The sequence below is a fragment of the Corynebacterium sp. HMSC14B06 genome (genome assembly GCF_001807075.1).
GTDB classification, from domain to species: domain Bacteria; phylum Actinomycetota; class Actinomycetes; order Mycobacteriales; family Mycobacteriaceae; genus Corynebacterium; species Corynebacterium jeikeium_D.
Genome location: NZ_KV787370.1, coordinates 188,981 through 205,599 on the forward strand (window position 1 = coordinate 188,981; position 16,619 = coordinate 205,599).

Genomic DNA, 16,619 nt, shown 5'->3' on the forward strand with positions numbered 1-16,619 from the left:
CTGCAAATGTGAAACTGTGCAAGTTTATGACACCTTCAGGCTATTTTTCGGGCCGTTTTTGACATAAACGCAGTCAGTAACTCGGATCGACAGGCGACCTGCTGGCGCCAGCCAGAAACGCAGCCACTACCAACAGGCACCTAGATAATCAGCAGGCTTACTTCAGCTGCTCCATGCGCTGTGCAATCGACTCGAGCAAGGACTGCCAGGAGTCCACGAACTTCTCCACGCCCTCGCGCTCCAGGACAGCGAAGACGTCATCGAGGTCGATGCCAATCTCGCTGAGCTGAGTCATAACGGCATTGGCTGCTTCCCCCTGGCCGCTGACGGCGTCGCGAACCTCGCCCTCGAAGCCCGCAGTAGCACGCAGCGTCTTCTCCGGCATGGTATTCACAGTCTGCGGTGCAGCCAGCTCAGTGACGTAGAGGGTGTCCGGGTAAGCCGGGTTCTTCACACCGGTCGAAGCCCACAGCAGGCGCTGCGGCTTAGCACCGGCGTTTTCCAGCTGTGCCCAGCGAATATTCTGCGCCGAGAAAGTCTCCTCGAACTTGGCGTAAGCTGCACGGGCATTGGCCAGACCAGCCTTGCCGCGCAGAGCCAGGGCCTCCACGGAGCCGATCTTGTCCAGGCGAGCATCGATTTCGGTGTCAACGCGGGAAACAAACAGCGACGCAACAGAGTGAACCGAAGCCAGGTCCACGCCGTTGTCCTTCGCACGCTCAATGCCCTCGATGAACGCATCAATGACCTGCAGGTAACGCTCCACCGAGAAAATCAGGGTGACGTTTACCGAGATTCCCTCGGACAGAGCCTGGGTGACAGCCGGCAGGGAAGCATCGGTCGCCGGAATCTTAATCATCGCGTTCTGCTTGCCGACGCGCTCCCAGAGCTTACGGGCCTGCGCAATCGTGGCCTCGTAGTTGTCGGCGTAGCGAGGATCGACCTCGATGGAAACACGGCCATCGACACCGTCGGTTTCTTCGGATACACCAGCGAAAAGGTCACAGGCATCGCGGACGTCGTCGATTGCCATCGCGAACACAGCATCTGCCGGGTTCGCACCCTCTGCAGTGAGCTGCGCCAGCTGAGAGTCGTAATCCTCACCGGCGGTCATCGCCGAAGAGAAGATTGCCGGGTTAGTAGTGACACCGACAACCCGAAGCTCTTCAATAAGATTTTTCAAATCGCCCGAGGTGAGGCGCTGGCGCGAAAGATCGTCGAGCCACGCCGAAGTCCCTACCTTGGCGAGCGCTTCCATCGTGGTGTTTCCCATAGTGTTTAACGCCTTTCTGTCAATACCGCTTCGTTGCCTAAAGACTTCGCTAAAAGTTGTATGTCCTTAAACTACTGTGCGTCACAAACAATACTGGCGCTACCGGAGCGCGGTACGGTTTTCACAAATCCCGTCCCGACAACGGCCGATAGCGCCAGGTTTTAACAAACTTACTTAGCAGCCTCGATGGACTCCTTGGCGGCATCGACAACAGCCTCTGCTGTGATGCCGAACTTCTCGAACAGCTCCTTGTACGGAGCCGATGCACCGAAGTGCTCCAGGGAGACAGCGCGACCAGCATCACCCAGGTGGCGGTACCACGGCATTGCAATACCGGCCTCAACCGAGACACGAGCGCGGACGGACTTCGGCAGAACCTGCTCGCGGTAGGCATCGTCCTGCTGCTCGAACCAGTCAAGACACGGAACGGAGACAACGCGGGCGCTGACGCCTTCCTCAGCCAGCTTGTCAGCAGCTTCGACAGCGAGGTGAACTTCCGAACCGGTAGCCATCAGGATGACGTCCGGGGTCTCCTTGGCACCGTCGACAAGCACGTACGCACCACGACGGACGCCCTCAGCGGCCTTCTCCTTGGTACCTTCCAAGACCGGAACGTTCTGGCGGGTCAGGGCCAGAGCCTTCGGGCCTGCCTCGCCCTGAAGAACAGCGGCCCAAGCCTGAGCGGTCTCGTTAGCGTCAGCCGGGCGGACAGTGGACACACCCGGGATAGCGCGCAGCGAAGCCAGCTGTTCAACAGGCTGGTGCGTCGGACCGTCTTCGCCCAGACCAATGGAGTCGTGAGTCCAGACGTAAATAGGGGAGATGCCCATCAGCGATGCTAGGCGGACAGCCGGACGCATGTAGTCCGAGAAGATAAGGAAGGTGCCGCCGTACGGACGGGTGCCACCGTGGAGCAGAATGCCGTTGAGGATCGAGCCCATGGCGTGCTCACGGATACCGAAGTGCAGATTGCGGCCGTACGGGTCGGTGGTCCAGGTACCGGTGGTGATGGACTTCGGGCCGAAGGACGGCTCACCCTTCAGGACGGTGTTGTTGGAGCCAGCCAGGTCAGCCGAGCCACCCCACAGCTCCGGCAGGGTCTTGCCCAGTGCCTGCAGCGCGGCCTCAGAGGCCTTGCGGGTAGCAACGCCCTTCTCGTCCGGCTCCCAGGTCGGCAGCTCAGCGTCGAAGCCCTCCGGCAGCTCGCCAGCGGTCAGACGGTCCAGCAGAGCCTTGCGCTCCGGGTTAGCCGCAGCCCACTCGTCGAACTTGACCTGCCACTGTGCGTGAGCCTCAGCACCACGCTCAACCAGCTTGCGGGTGTGCTCAATGACCTCGTCAGCGACGTTAAAGCTCTTGTCGGTATCGAAGCCGAGAGCTTCCTTGATGCCGACAATCTCCTCGCCACCAAGAGCAGCACCGTGCGAAGCGCCGGTGTTCATCTTCGTCGGAGCCGGGTAAGCGATCACAGTGCGAACGCGAATGAAGGTCGGACGCTCCGTATCCTTCTTGGCCTCCTCGACAGCAGCCTCGAGTGCTGCGACGTCCTCGCCGCCGTCGACCTCAATGACCTGCCAGCCGTAAGCACGGTAGCGATCCGCGACATTCTCGGTGAAGGCAATGGTGGTGTCGTCCTCGATGGAGATGCCGTTGTCATCCCAGAAGACAATCAGGTTGCCCAGCTGCTGAGTGCCGGCCAGCGAGCCGGCCTCGGCAGTGACACCCTCCTGAACGTCACCATCAGAAGCGATGACGTACACGTAGTGGTCGAACGGAGACTCACCCGGAGCAGCTTCCGGGTCGAACAGCCCACGTTCCCGTCGCGAAGCCATGGCAAAACCGACAGCCGACGCCAGCCCCTGACCCAGCGGGCCAGTGGTGATTTCCACGCCGTCAGTGTGGCCGTACTCCGGGTGACCCGGGGTGAGTGCATCCCACGTACGCAGCGCCTTCAGGTCATCGAGCTCCAGGCCAAAACCGCCGAGGTAGAGCTGGACGTACTGCGTCAGAGAGGTGTGACCACAGGAGAGAATGAAACGGTCACGGCCAATCCACTTCGTATCCTTCGGGTCATGGCGCATAACGCGCTGGTAAAGAGAGTAAGCCAGCGGTGCGAGGCTCATCGCAGTGCCGGGGTGCCCCGAACCTGCCTTTTCAACGGCGTCTGCAGCCAGCACACGGGCCGTATCTACGGCCTTCGTATCCAAGTCAGACCAGTCCGAGGGGTAGTTGCGCACAACCCGTGCTTCATGCTCAGTCGACAGTGTCACGTGAATGACTCCTAGTATCCAAATGGATTAGTAAAATTCTCTTCCATACTAACTAGGATTGCGCGCTCCGGGTTCAAACCGGGCCGAATAGCTGAGAGATAAGTCTCAGAGGGCGCGCCGCACATGCTTTACGACGGTCATTATTGGAACCGTTATGATTACCGGTAAACTGATTGCCTGCCCCTCATTTAATTTTGCGGAAAAACTCGTCGGGAACTTTCCGACCGTTACATCCGACTATCTGTAAACGGGGGGTTTGTTTATGGCGCGTGAAAGGGACATTGCTTTGTTGGAAACAGTCAAGGCGTATATTGCACTGACTAAGCCAAGAATTATCGAGCTCCTGCTCGTCGCGGCCATTCCCGCAATGCTTCAGGCTGATCGCGGTCATGTTCACGTTGGACTGATTCTTCTCACCTTGTTCGGTGGTTGGTTGGGTGCCGCAGCTGCGCACACCTTCAACATGGTCATGGATTACGACATTGACCAGAAGATGCGCCGTACTCGCCGTCGCCCGCTCGCGCGCAACCAGGTTAGCCGTCGAGCGGCAGCGATTTTCGGCACTGTCTTGATGATTGCGTCGTTCCTATGGCTGTGGTTGCTGTGTAACTCGCTGCTGGCCGCCGTTTTCATTCTGATTACGATTGCCTTCTACATCTTCGTCTACACGTTGTGGCTGAAGCGCCGTACTGATCAGAACGTAATTTGGGGTGGCGCTGCGGGTTGTATGCCGGTGATGGTCGGCTGGGCCGTAATCACTGACAACAACCCGGAGATTACGGGGCTCGCTCACTGGTGGCAGGCATTCATCCTGTTCCTGCTTATCTTCTTCTGGACTCCGCCGCACACCTGGGCATTGGGCCTGCGCTACAAGGAGGACTACAAGGCCGCTGGCGTGCCGATGATGCCAGTGGTCAAGCCGGCAATCGTCGTTTCCAAGCGCATTATTTACTACACCGCCGCGACCGTGATTACCACTCTGCTGTTGGTTCCGTACGCGGGTTGGATTTATCTGATTGGCGCCGTTGGCGCTGGTGCCTGGTTCCTGTGGGGCGCCATTGACCTGCACCGCCACGTTAAGACCGGTGGCAAGATCAAGCCGATGAAGCTGTTCTTCATGTCGAACAACTACTTGTCTATCGTCTGTGTGGCGCTTTCTCTCGATGCCGTACTCGGATTGCAGACAATTTCGAGCATGTTCTAGGGCAGTTGCTGAGCTCCTTTGAAGAGGCCCTTTCCGGTTGCGGGAAGGGTCTCTTTTTGTGTGTGGAGATGGGCACGGGCTGCAAATGTGAAACTGTGCGAGTTTATGACACTTTCAGGCCATTTTTCGCGCGATTTCTGTCATAAACATAGTCAGTAACTCGGATCGATAAGTGGGCAGACCGCCCCCTTGCACCGCCCGCGCAGCCCGCACCGCCCGCGCAGCCCGCTAGCCACTGGGAAACGCACATCCGAGCACACGGAGCCGAGCAGACAGCAGAACCGCCTAAACACGCACAACCAAAGCGCGTGTTTAGGCGGTTCGAGCAGGAATCAACGGCCGGTAACCACAGTCGTTAACACAGCCGCTGACCGGCAGCTAGCTACGCGGTAACCTCGACGTTCTTCTCCGAAGCAACAGTGGCGGCAGCCGCATCGCCTTCAAGCGAGCCAGTGACTTCTGCGCTCCCACCGACAGTGCGGTAACCGTGCTGGAAAAGTACTGCAGTCAAAGCGGTGCAGATACCAGATCCGGCAACGTGAACCGGCACCAATGCCTCCGGTACACCGGACCAGTACTGAATCATTCCAACTACGCCCTGAGCCAAAATGAACACAACGAGTGCGATGGCAACCTTACGCACAGGTGCAAAGGCTTCCGAGGCCAGCAGACCGAAAATGAGGCCGATAACCAGGCCAAGGTAGAGGTACATAAAACCAGCGTGGATATGTGCCAGGTCAACAATCGGTAGCTGGAGGCGATCCTCCGGGAGCACCGAAGCATCTCCAGCGTGTGGTCCCGCACCGGTGACCATAGTTCCGGTAATCAGCGTCATCGTCAGGGCCAGGCCGGAGGCGGCAGCCAGATAGCGCAGATAGCGCGGGTACATGCGGGTAGCAGTGCCGTCATCAGGCTCAGAAATCTTGACGAAAAGCATGCCAGCGAGCCAGACCAGAATCATCGAAGGCAGGAAGTGCAGCGCTACGGCGTACCACTTCAGGTCAACCCAAACGGAGATACCGCCGATAACAGCCTGGACGATAACGCCGAGACCGTTGAGGAAGGCCAGCAACTTGATTTCCTGACGGCGACCGACACGCATAACCGAAAGGAAGAGCAGAAGTGTCAGAGCAACCAGCACAAAGGTGAGCAGCCGGTTGCCAAACTCAATAATCTGATGGAGCATTTCTGCTTCCCCCGCGACAGGAACGAAGCTGCCTGGGTGACATTCAGGCCACGAAGCACAACCGAGACCTGAACCAGTAACACGGACGATAGAACCGGTTACCGCAATTGCCGCCTGTGCAATCAAAACCAGCAGGGCATAGAGCTTCTGGCGCCCGATTGGTGTCAGCGGCAAAAACGATAGGGGCAAACTTCGATCTGCAGTATTCACATTAAGAAATTCTACCCATGCTGGCGGAAAATGGTAATAAGCGAAACCCCTGCGTTGGGCTGCGCTTTTCTATGCAGATTCCCCGACAGATTCCTAGTCATTCGGCATATCAAAACGGAACCAGCGGGCCGCGAATGCAGCGCCAAGGACGCCCCACACGAGTAGCACCCCGACAGCTGACCAATGGACGGACATGGCCAATGCCGCGGAGATCACGTCGGTAAGCGCGACGGACGGCAAGAGGTGTAGCAGTACAGAGCTGATGTCATCTAACGATGGCGCAACGGCCACATACGTAGTAGCACCAATGAGGATGAACCAGATCAAGTTGGCCAGACCTAGGATTAGCTCGGCTCCCAACGTACCTCCCATGAGCAAGCCCAATGAGGTAAAGACGAACGTTCCCAGAAGCATCCCCACATAAGCCAGCAGCCAGCCGCCAATCGACAGCTCTGCGCCAAGGGCGAGCCCCACGAGACTAAACAGTACGTACTGCAACGTGACGGTGGTGCAGACCGACACAATCTTGCCTGCGATAATGCCCCAGGGTGGCACGCCTGAGGCGCCGATGCGCTTCAGGGCTCCGTAACGGCGGTCAAAGCCCACGGCAATTGCCTGTCCGGTAAACCCTGCAGACATGACGGAAATCGCCAGCACCATGGGGAAGATACGCTCGAGCGGATCATCGAGCTCCAACACCGGCACCATCACCAGGCCGATGAGCATCGCCAACGGGATAATGATGGTGAGGAGCATTTGCTCACCATGTCGCCAGAAGAGCTTCGTTTCCAACCACGCCTGCGACATGACCAACTTCGCCATGTCCGAACGCTGTGGCGCTGGGGCGAAAGTGCCCTTTGCAAAGCGGGAAGCATCGGCCCTCGGTGCGGTAGTCATTAGCTCCTCATCTCCGTTCCAGTGATCTGCAAGAAGACATCTTCAAGCGATTGCGTCGCCCTATTCAACGAGGTGATCAACACCTCTTGCTGCTCGCAACTCTGCGCCAAGACAGTCAAGGCGCGCGGTGAAGCCTCACCAATCAGGGAAAACTCTCCACCGCCAGAACGCTGCAGACGCTGTGGAAGACCGGACTCGCTGAAGTTGCGGTTGACCTCTTCGAAGTCAAGGCTGCCTCGAACGCTGATCTTCATAGCAGTGCTTGACGACGTTCCCTGGAGAGCCGATGCGCCTGCGCTAGTGATCTCCTCGGTGGTACCGGCCACAACTAAATGGCCCCGGTCGATAATCGCAACGTCGTCGGCAAGCGATTCGGCCTCGTCCATGAGGTGCGTTGTCAGGACCACAGTGACCCCATCACGGCGCAGCGACGAGATGAGATCCCAGACGGCTAGACGGGACTGAGCATCGAGGCCTGCTGTCGGCTCGTCGAGGAACACAAGCTCCGGACGTCCGACCAGGGCACATGCGAGCGACAGTCGCTGCTGCTGACCGCCAGAGAGCCTGCGGTAGTTCGTCTTACGATGGCGTTCTAGGCCAACGATTTCAAGGAGCCAATCAGTGTCCAGCGGGTTTGCGGAGTAACTGGCAACGAGGTTCAGCATTTCGCCAACGCGAACACCGGGGTAGGCACCTCCGCCCTGGAGCATGATGCCAATGCGGCTGCGCAGTGCTGTGGTTTGAGTGACCGGGTCGAGATCGAGAATGCGAATTCGCCCTTCATCCGGCTTGATGAAGCCCTCACACATTTCAACGGTTGTGGTCTTACCAGCGCCGTTGGGGCCGAGGAGCGCAAGAACCCTACCTCGATCCAGGGAAAGCGAAAGGTCTGATACAGCCTCAACGTCATCGAATTTCTTCGTTACGTTCTCAAGGCGCAGAGCAGGAGAATTGGCAGCGTTATTCACGGTTAGTCAGTCTAATCTCACAGTTTTAATGAAGGCGAAATACCTTAGATCGCGTCGAGTACGCCAAGATGACGAACATGACTGCGACGAAGAATACCAACGCCAGTAGGTAAATCTGAGCGACGGTGCCCGGAGGCAACCCCAGGCCGCGTGGTAGTACTACAAAACTGAAAATTGCCGAGTACAGAACCACGGCAATGCGAAATTGTACCCGGTTGGCCCAAGCGGACAGGGGCACGATGGCCCATAGCAGGTACCAGGGGTGCACGACGGGGAAGAGGATTACTAGAGCGAACATCGCGAGGCCGTAGCCGCCGAGCGGGTGAATGCGCCCACGGAACGTCGCTAACAGCATGCGCAGGAGCCAGGCAGCCACCAGCACTACGCCAATGCCGCGGGTAAACAGCAAAGCACTGTCGCTGATATCGCCGAGCCCCAGAAGCCTGCCGAAGAAACCAGCGATGATCCCGAGCAGGGTAGTCAACGACATCCAACTGCGCACCGTTGCGGCGCCACCCTGCGCGGTGATCCAACCAAAGCCCAGACCAGTTCCTAAGGAAACAACGACTGCCGTGACGACGGTTATTGCGCCCGTCACTACCGCGGAAAGAGCAACGGCCTTCCAAGTGCTGCCAAACTTTCGGGCCAGCCACATGCCGGCAAAGCCGAGCGCCACGAAACCGGTGACTTTGACCATTCCGGCGAGGCTGATGAGCACGATACCGCCTGCATACAGCGCCCACGATCTACCTCGGCTTTGGTTCTCGTGTCCGAGCGGTCCGGGTTCTGGCAGCTCATCGGGCACCATCGATTGCGCAGGGCCGTGGATAGCGCGCAGACACAGTTCGAGACCAACGAGCAGGAGGGCCAGCAGCAGGGCCTCATTGTGGATACCGCCCACCAGGTGCAGCAATACCAGCGGATTGAGCGTGCCCAGCCAGAGGGTGAACTGAGAGCTAACGCCGCAGCGGCGACCAAGCTGCACCAGCGCCCAGGACACCACGAGAAGCGAAACAATGGCGACAAGTCGATGCAGAAAGACGGAAGCGATCACCCCGTCGCTGGTTATCTTGGCGATACCCCATGCCACTGCGAGGGCCGTGGGACCGTATGGGCTCGGAGAGTGCGACCAAATCAATGGCACCGATCGGGCAAGTGGGTCGTTGGCTCCCAATAGGTCAACAGGCCCTGCGAGGTAGGGATCCATACCCCGCTCCACAATTGCAGCCTGCGCCAAATAGGAATAGATATCCTGCGTAAACAGGGGAGCGGTAAACATCAAGGGCAATACCCATGCCGCGTAGGTGCGTATGAGCATCGGAGTAGTCACTGCGGTGACGCGAGTCCGCGCACCGGCCAGAACGAAAGCGCCGACACCCAACCAGGCTGTGACTAACATGCCAATGCCCACGAAGGTGACGATTGTCGTTGCCACCAACATTCGACCGAGGATTAGCCCAAGTGGTGTACCCCAAAACTCATTTCCAACCACCGGTGTCGCGCCTGCGCCAATCCCGGCGACCATAATAAAGACCGCCCCGAGAGCACCCAGCCAACGCAGCCAGGTGAAGCGTCGGAGTTCGCGGTAATTGATGCGGTGTTGGAGCGGCTGTTCTGAGCCCTGGTGGAGGGTTGCCGACCTAGAACCGGCCAGACCAATTTTCGGAATGGCGTCACGCACCCCGAGAGCGTCGTCGAAGGTGGACGAGCGGCGCGAGGTAGGTCGGTTAGTTTTCACAAGGTCACATAGTAGACGATTCGACACGCCGAAAGGGCGTTCTAATCAGCGACGTTGCATTGATATTTAAATGCGTTGGACATTGTGGCCCAATTACGACACAATTATGTTGTCTAATACACCAGCGGCGCAAGTGGGATACTTGCCTCGCTGAGCCACCTAGACACCCATTATTATCCAGCAGTCCAATCGCAGGAGGTGACTCACCAGTCATGGCAGATCGGAAGCCGACAGTCAATGATGGTGATACGCGCAAGCGCATTCTCCAATTGCTTCTGGAACACAACCCGGCGTCCGCGACTTTTATCGCAGACACCCTGGGACTATCCGCTGCAGGCGTCCGCCGTCATATTGACATTCTGGTGGACGAAGGTCTTGCCGAAACCGCTCCGGCACCCAGCACCGGCCCCCGGGGCCGAGGCAGGCCAGCAAAGTCCTATCGCCTGACAGATCGGGGCCGCGCTAGATTCGGGCACGCTTACGACGATCTTGCCAGTGCAGCTCTGACCGCACTGCGCAAGGCCGGTGGTGAGCAGGCAGTTGCCCAGTTTGCCCGTCAGCGCATTGATGACATTCTGCTCGGCGTCACCCCAGTGGGGCAGGACGCAGAGAAGGAAGAGGTCGTAGAGGCCGTCGTCGATGCTTTCCGACGGGCCGGGTACGCGGCAACTATCAACCAGAACACTGGCGGCGTGCAGATTTGCCAGCACCATTGCCCAATTAGCCACGTAGCCTCCGAGTTTCCGGAGCTCTGCGCGGCGGAGCATGAAGCCGTTAGTAAATTATTAGGTCAGCACACCCAACCGTTGGCGACTATCGCTGATGGAAACGGTATCTGCACTACGAATATCCCACTCACTCCCGTAACAAAGACACTTACTGAATCGCCACAAGAAAGGAGCGGAGAATGACCCTCGCCCATGAGAACTCCCCCGACGTGGCTGAATCCACGAAGGCTGCCACTCCGCAGACTGACGAAGAGATTATCGAGTCCATTGGTGCCTACCAGTTCGGTTGGCACGACCCGGATACCGCTGGCGCTTCCGCGAAGCGTGGCCTGTCTGAAGCGGTCGTTCGCGATATTTCGGCTAAGAAGAACGAGCCGGAGTGGATGCTTGAACGTCGCTTGAAGGCTTTGGAAATCTTCGACCGCAAGCCGCTGCCCACCTGGGGCGCGGATCTGTCGGGCATCGACTTCGACAACATTAAGTACTTCGTTCGCTCCACCGAGAAGCAGGCCCAGACCTGGGAAGACCTGCCGGAGGATATTAAGAACACCTACGACAAGCTCGGCATTCCGGAGGCTGAGAAGCAGCGCCTGGTCGCAGGTGTCGCCGCTCAGTACGAGTCTGAGGTTGTCTACCACCAGATTCGCGAGGATCTGGAGGCCCAGGGCGTTATCTTCCTGGACACCGACACCGCTCTCAAGGAGCACCCGGAGCTGTTTAAGGAGTACTTCGGCACCGTCATTCCGTCCGGTGACAACAAGTTCTCCGCTCTTAACACCGCAGTCTGGTCCGGCGGCTCCTTCATTTACGTGCCGAAGGGCGTCCACGTGGACATCCCGCTGCAGGCATACTTCCGTATCAACACGGAAAACATGGGACAGTTCGAGCGCACGCTCATTATTGTCGACGAAGATGCCTACGTGCACTACGTCGAGGGCTGTACCGCTCCGATTTACAAGTCCGACTCGCTGCACTCGGCTGTTGTGGAGATCATCGTGAAGAAGGGTGGCCGCTGCCGCTACACCACGATCCAGAACTGGTCGAACAACGTCTACAACCTGGTTACCAAGCGCACCAAGTGCGAAGAGGGCGCAACCATGGAGTGGATTGACGGCAACATCGGTTCCAAGGTCACCATGAAGTACCCGGCAGTGTGGATGACCGGTCCGCATGCCAAGGGCGAGGTGCTGTCCGTGGCTATGGCTGGCGAGGGCCAGTTCCAGGACACCGGCGCCAAGATGGTGCACATGGCTCCGCACACGAGCTCCAACATCGTGTCCAAGTCCGTGGCCCGCAACGGTGGCCGCGCTGCCTACCGCGGTCTGGTGCAGGTCAACAAGGGTGCCAAGCACTCGCACTCCAACGTCGAGTGTGACGCACTCCTGGTGGACACGATTTCACGTTCGGACACGTACCCATACGTGGATGTCCGCGAGGACGACGTCACCCTCGGCCACGAGGCAACGGTTTCCAAGGTCTCTGACGATCAGCTTTTCTACCTGATGAGTCGCGGCATCGAAGAAGAAGATGCAATGGCCATGGTCGTGCGCGGCTTTGTCGAGCCCATCGCCAAGGAGCTCCCGATGGAATACGCCCTCGAGCTCAACCGCCTCATTGAACTGCAGATGGAAGGTTCGGTCGGTTAATACCAATGACTACGACGATTAACAACGAAAACCAGGCTGCTCATAGCCGTCGCGTGCTGGCGAACAAGGGCGACGTTTTCTCATCCTTCAACGTGGAGGACTTCGCCGTGCCGCATGGCAAGGATGAAGAGTGGAAGTTCACGCCGCTGCGTAAGCTCCGCGGTCTCCACAACGGCACCGCAGCAGAGCCGGTTGCAGCCTCAATTTCGGTCGAGACTGCTGGTCAGGATGGCGTCGCTGTGGACGTCGTCAAGCGTGACGACGAGCGCCTTGGTCGCGCCGGCGCCCCAACGGACCGCGTGGCAGCACAGGCGTACTCCAACTTCGACGATGCGCACATCGTGACCTTCGCGAAGAACTCGGTGTCCAAGGAGCCTGTCGTCATCGACATCGATGGTCCGGGCGAGGACAAGGTGTCCTACGGCCACATTGTCATTGACGTGCAGTCCCATGCCGAGGCCGTCTGCGTCATTAACTACCGAGGCAGTGGCACGTTCGCGGACAACATCGAGTTCGTAATCGGCGACGGCGCCAAGCTGGGCGTCGTGACCATGGTGAACTGGAACGAAGATGCCGTTCATGGTTCGGCGCACCACGTTCGTGTCGGCCGGGATGCTACGCTGCGCCACACTGTCGCAACGTTTGGCGGCGAGGTTGTCCGTATCGTTCCGCGCGTTGCTTTCACGGCACCCGGCGGCGACGTCGATCTGCTGGGCGTGTACTTCGCCGATGCCGGTCAGTACTTTGAAAACCGCATGCTGGTCGACCACGCTGTGCCGAACTGCCGCTCCAACGTGATGTACAAGGGCGCGCTGCAGGGCGAGCCGAATGTCGCTCATCGTGAGGCCCGCACCGCGTGGGTGGGAGACGTGCTCATTCGTGCAGAAGCTACTGGCACCGACACCTACGAGCTCAACCGCAACCTGCTGCTCACCGAAGGCGCGCGTGCCGACGCAGTTCCGAACCTGGAGATTGAAACCGGTGAGATTGCCGGTGCTGGTCACGCTGCCACCGTCGGCCGCTTCGACGAGGAACAGCTCTTCTACCTGCTCTCGCGTGGTATTCCGGAGCTGGCCGCTCGCCGTCTGGTGGTTCGCGGCTTCTTCAGCGAGGTCATCAACCTGATTCCGGTCGAGTCCGTTCGCGAGAAGCTTGAAAAGCTCGTTGACGAAGAGCTCAACACCGCTGGCTTCTAACCGCTTATCTTCTTTCTCACCCTTTCCGTCCTGTCACCCCGGAAGTGCCGGGGGACAGGCCACTTACACCGATTAAAGGAAAAGATTTCACTATGAGCACTTTGGAAATCCGTAACCTCCACGCGCAGGTGCTGCCGACCGACGAGTCCGCCGAGCCCAAGGAGATTTTGAAGGGCGTCAACCTGACGATTAAATCCGGCGAAACCCACGCTGTGATGGGGCCGAACGGCTCTGGTAAGTCCACCCTGAGCTACACCATCGCAGGTCACCCGCGTTACGAAGTCACCGAGGGCGAGATTCTCCTCGACGGCGAAAACGTGCTGGAGATGAGCGTCGACGAGCGTGCTCGCGCTGGCCTCTTCCTGGCAATGCAGTACCCGGTCGAGGTCACCGGCGTGTCCATGTCCAACTTCCTGCGCTCTGCAGCGACCGCTGTCCGTGGCGAGGCACCGAAGCTGCGTCACTGGGTCAAGGAGGTCCGTGAGGCAATGGCTGACCTGGAGATCGATTCGTCGTTCTCCGAGCGCTCCGTCAACGAGGGCTTCTCCGGTGGCGAGAAGAAGCGTCACGAGATTCTGCAGCTCGACCTGCTGAAGCCGAAGTTCGCCATCCTGGACGAGACCGACTCCGGCCTGGACGTCGACGCTCTGCGCGTTGTCTCTGACGGCATTAACCGCTACCAGGACGAAAACGACGGCGGCATTCTGATCATTACTCACTACCAGCGCATCCTGAACTACGTGAAGCCGGACTTCGTCCACGTCTTCCACGATGGTCGCTTCATCACCTCCGGTGGCCCGGAGCTTGCAGACGAGCTGGAAGAGCACGGCTACGAGAAGTACATCAATGCCTAACGCCGAACTACTCACCCCATCACTCCGCGAGGACTTTCCGATTCTGTCGCGCACTGTCCGTGACGGAAAGCGGCTGGTCTACCTGGACTCCGGAGCGACCTCGCAGCGCCCCAAGCAAGTCATCGATGCTGAGGTGGAGTTCCTAACCCACCACAATGCACCGGTGCACCGCGGCGCTTACGAGATCGCTGAGGAGGCCACGGACGCCTACGAAGATGCCCGCGAAGCCATCGCTGGCTTCATCGGCGCCGACTATGACGAGCTAGTCTTCACCAAGAACGCCACCGAAGCGTTGAACACAGTGGCATTCGTGCTTGGCGACGACCGCGCAGGTCAGTACCAGGTCGGCGAAGGTGACGAGATTGTCGTCACCGAGCTGGAGCATCACGCGAACTTGGTGCCGTGGCAGGAGCTGGCTCGCCGCACCGGTGCGACACTTCGTTGGTATGGCGTGACTGAGGACGGCCGCATTGACGTGGACTCGCTGGAGCTCAGCGAGAAGACCAAGGTAGTGGCCTTTACCCACCAGTCAAACGTCACCGGTGCAGTCACCGATGTGAAGGAGATGGTGCGCCGTGCACGCGAGGTCGGTGCGCTGGTAGTCCTCGATGCCTGCCAGTCGGTGCCGCATATGCCTGTCGACGTCAAAGATCTCGATGTGGACTTCCTGGCGTTCTCCGGCCACAAGATGCTCGGCCCCAACGGGGTCGGCGCGCTCTACGGTCGCCGGGAACTGCTCGAGGCACTGCCGCCGTTCCTCACTGGTGGTTCGATGATTGAGGTCGTCACCATGGAGAAGACCACCTTCGCGGCGCCTCCGCAGCGCTTCGAGGCGGGTACCATGATGACCTCCCAGGTCGTCGGCCTGGGGGCTGCGGTGAAGTACCTGGATGCCATCGGTATGGATAAGGTAGCTGCTCATGAGCACCACCTGACCGCGCTCGCACTGGAGAAGCTGCAGGAAATTGATGGCGTGACCATCATCGGTCCGACTACTCCAGAACAGCGTGGCTCTGCAGTCTCCTTCAAGGTCGAGGGCATTCACCCGCACGATCTTGGCCAGGTTTTAGACGACCAGGGCGTGTGCATCCGCGTCGGTCACCATTGCGCGTGGCCAATTCACCAAATCCTCAACGCCCAGTCGACCGCCCGGGCATCCTTCTACATCTACAACACGGAAGAGGACGTTCAGGCGCTTGCCGACGCAGTGCGCCATGCACAGAAGTTCTTCGGTGTCACCCCGTAACTTTAAGAAAGGAGAAGGACATGAAGCTCGAGCAGATGTACCAGGAAGTTATCCTGGATCACTACAAGCATCCGCAGCATGCGGGTTTGCGGGAGCCTTTCAATACGGAAGTGCATCACGTCAACCCGTCGTGTGGCGATGAACTCACGCTTCGCGTCACTCTGAACGACGACCTCACCGTCGTCAATGACGTCTCCTATGACGCCGTGGGCTGTTCTATCTCGCAAGCCTCTACCTCAGTTATGGCTGAGGAGATTGTCGGCAAGACTGTCGACGAGGCCATGGCCAAGCTTGCCGAGTTCGAGAAGATGGTCACCTCCCGAGGCAAGATTGAGGGCGATGAGGACATTATCGGCGATGGGATTGCCTTCGCTGGAGTTTCTAAGTACCCCGCCCGCGTGAAGTGCGCACTTCTCGGATGGAAAGCTTTCCAGGCCGCAACCGCTGAGGCCCTGGCCAACGCTGCTGAAGGCAACGGCGTTGGTACCGCGACTGTAACCGTTACCAATGACGAGGAAGGCCATCGCCATGACTGAACCAATCGCTAATGACGCCACCTCGCCCGCACAGCCTGATGCTGTCGACGAGGACACCATGACTACTGGTGCTCCCATTGATGAGGGGGATGCGTACGAGTCCATCACCGTCCCGCCGGCACCGGAGCAGACCGAAGCCGATAACAAGCTGGCCATCCAGGTTGAAGAGGCAATGTACGAGGTTGTTGATCCGGAACTCGGAGTCAACGTCGTGGACCTGGGCCTGGTATATGACATCTGGATTGAAGAAGGCGACATTGCCGCTATCTTCATGACACTCACGTCCCCGGCCTGCCCGCTGACCGATATGCTCACCGACCAGACTGCCTCCGAGGTTATGAAGGTCGAGGGTATCCGCGACTTCCGCCTCAACTGGGTCTGGTCTCCGGCATGGGGCCCACACATGATCACTGAGGACGGCCGCGAGCAGATGCGCGCTCTCGGCTTCTCGGTCTAGATGATCAGTGACAGCGGTGATTAGAGAACCGCTACGTTAAAAGTGCTTGGCGACGAGCTCCTGGCTCGTTCAGCTAGGCACTTTTTCGTTTGTTTATGAGTTGCTGACTGCGTTTATGGCCGGGATCGGTAGGGCGATGCGAGTTACTGACTGCATTTATGTCAAAAATGGCTCAAAAAATGGCCGGTAGGTTCAGGCGGTGAATGCATC

14 protein-coding genes are annotated in these 16,619 nt (G+C 58.7%); 8 read left to right on the forward strand and 6 right to left on the reverse strand.

Annotated features, from left to right (window positions below):
- Positions 1 to 157 precede the first annotated feature (157 nt).
- Entirely contained in the window at positions 158 to 1,273 is a 1,116-nt protein-coding gene (gene tal, locus HMPREF3130_RS05160) for a transaldolase (RefSeq protein WP_070429456.1), read from the reverse strand.
- Positions 1,274 to 1,443: 170 nt separating this feature from the next.
- Complete coding sequence (gene tkt / locus HMPREF3130_RS05165) at positions 1,444 to 3,543, reverse strand: transketolase (protein WP_049170630.1); 2,100 nt, start codon at positions 3,541 to 3,543, stop codon at positions 1,444 to 1,446.
- Between the two features lie 289 nt (positions 3,544 to 3,832).
- On the opposite strand from tkt, the gene HMPREF3130_RS05170 reads away from it, so the two are divergent.
- Positions 3,833 to 4,747, forward strand: coding sequence for a heme o synthase (locus HMPREF3130_RS05170; RefSeq protein WP_172954651.1), 915 nt, complete (start codon positions 3,833 to 3,835; stop codon positions 4,745 to 4,747).
- A 382-nt stretch (positions 4,748 to 5,129) separates the two neighbouring features.
- Here the strand turns inward: HMPREF3130_RS05170 and HMPREF3130_RS05175 are convergent, their stop codons facing one another.
- The 4 genes from HMPREF3130_RS05175 to mptB form a co-directional block, all read right to left on the reverse strand.
- The gene (locus tag HMPREF3130_RS05175) at positions 5,130 to 6,143 is read right to left on the reverse strand and encodes a COX15/CtaA family protein (RefSeq protein WP_016422745.1); all 1,014 of its coding nucleotides are present in this window, start codon (positions 6,141 to 6,143) and stop codon (positions 5,130 to 5,132) included.
- A gap of 93 nt (positions 6,144 to 6,236) precedes the next feature.
- A complete protein-coding gene (locus HMPREF3130_RS05180) occupies positions 6,237 to 7,040 on the reverse strand; it encodes an ABC transporter permease (protein ID WP_070429457.1) in 804 nt (267 codons plus the stop codon).
- Positions 7,040 to 8,008: an ABC transporter ATP-binding protein gene (locus HMPREF3130_RS05185; RefSeq protein WP_048734184.1), complete on the reverse strand. Its 969-nt coding sequence runs from the start codon at positions 8,006 to 8,008 to the stop codon at positions 7,040 to 7,042. The genes HMPREF3130_RS05180 and HMPREF3130_RS05185 overlap by 1 nt, the downstream gene beginning before the upstream one ends.
- Before the next feature lie 25 nt (positions 8,009 to 8,033).
- Positions 8,034 to 9,746 carry a polyprenol phosphomannose-dependent alpha 1,6 mannosyltransferase MptB gene (mptB, locus tag HMPREF3130_RS05190; protein ID WP_246815113.1) on the reverse strand — a complete coding sequence of 571 codons (1,713 nt, stop codon included), beginning with the start codon at positions 9,744 to 9,746 and terminating at the stop codon, positions 8,034 to 8,036.
- A gap of 212 nt (positions 9,747 to 9,958) precedes the next feature.
- Between mptB and HMPREF3130_RS05195 the strand changes: the two genes are divergently transcribed.
- The 7 genes from HMPREF3130_RS05195 to HMPREF3130_RS05225 all read left to right on the forward strand — a co-directional run bounded on the left by HMPREF3130_RS05195 (position 9,959) and on the right by HMPREF3130_RS05225 (position 16,409).
- A complete protein-coding gene (locus tag HMPREF3130_RS05195) occupies positions 9,959 to 10,657 on the forward strand; it encodes a helix-turn-helix transcriptional regulator (RefSeq protein WP_048734176.1) in 699 nt (232 codons plus the stop codon).
- Positions 10,654 to 12,120, forward strand: coding sequence for a Fe-S cluster assembly protein SufB (gene sufB / locus HMPREF3130_RS05200; RefSeq protein ID WP_070429459.1), 1,467 nt, complete (start codon positions 10,654 to 10,656; stop codon positions 12,118 to 12,120). The genes HMPREF3130_RS05195 and sufB overlap by 4 nt, the downstream gene beginning before the upstream one ends.
- Before the next feature lie 5 nt (positions 12,121 to 12,125).
- Positions 12,126 to 13,316: a Fe-S cluster assembly protein SufD gene (sufD, locus tag HMPREF3130_RS05205; protein ID WP_016422751.1), complete on the forward strand. Its 1,191-nt coding sequence runs from the start codon at positions 12,126 to 12,128 to the stop codon at positions 13,314 to 13,316.
- 92 nt (positions 13,317 to 13,408) lie between these two features.
- On the forward strand, positions 13,409 to 14,170 hold the full coding sequence (sufC, locus tag HMPREF3130_RS05210; protein WP_049190726.1) for a Fe-S cluster assembly ATPase SufC: 762 nt from the start codon (positions 13,409 to 13,411) through the stop codon (positions 14,168 to 14,170).
- Entirely contained in the window at positions 14,163 to 15,416 is a 1,254-nt protein-coding gene (locus tag HMPREF3130_RS05215) for a cysteine desulfurase (RefSeq protein ID WP_070429460.1), read from the forward strand. Before sufC ends, HMPREF3130_RS05215 begins: the two co-directional genes overlap by 8 nt.
- Before the next feature lie 20 nt (positions 15,417 to 15,436).
- Positions 15,437 to 15,952, forward strand: coding sequence for a Fe-S cluster assembly sulfur transfer protein SufU (sufU, locus tag HMPREF3130_RS05220; RefSeq protein ID WP_016422754.1), 516 nt, complete (start codon positions 15,437 to 15,439; stop codon positions 15,950 to 15,952).
- A complete protein-coding gene (locus HMPREF3130_RS05225) occupies positions 15,945 to 16,409 on the forward strand; it encodes a metal-sulfur cluster assembly factor (protein ID WP_016422755.1) in 465 nt (154 codons plus the stop codon). The genes sufU and HMPREF3130_RS05225 overlap by 8 nt, the downstream gene beginning before the upstream one ends.
- Positions 16,410 to 16,619: the final 210 nt, after the last annotated feature.